Source organism: Providencia rustigianii DSM 4541, assembly GCF_000156395.1.
GTDB classification, from domain to species: Bacteria; Pseudomonadota; Gammaproteobacteria; order Enterobacterales; family Enterobacteriaceae; genus Providencia; species Providencia rustigianii.
Genome location: NZ_GG703849.1, coordinates 1 through 274 on the forward strand (window position 1 = coordinate 1; position 274 = coordinate 274).

Genomic DNA, 274 nt, shown 5'->3' on the forward strand with positions numbered 1-274 from the left:
CTCTGGTAATGCAGTCACATCAGCGACAATCTCATTCCATTTATCTGAAATTTGTTTTTTTAATCAGTTCCCACATGCGCGACGTCACAGAAATAATTTTATCCCAATGCTGATAAACCAAACCAACTAACGTCCAGTTCATGACATAGGATTTAATCCCTTCCCAAAATTGATTAAAAATCTGCGTCACACCATCCCATAGCGCTTTTGAATAACGCACTATTCCATCCCAGACTTTGATGATTGGCTCAATCGTCCATTTCATAATGAAAGA

1 protein-coding gene is annotated in these 274 nt (G+C 38.3%); it reads right to left on the bottom strand.

Features of this window, described 5'->3' with window-relative positions; translation table 11 throughout:
• Nucleotides 1-40: 40 nt before the first annotated feature.
• Nucleotides 41-274, bottom strand: a 234-nt coding sequence (locus PROVRUST_RS18925) for a hypothetical protein (RefSeq protein WP_006816540.1), incomplete at its 5' end; no start/stop codon positions are given.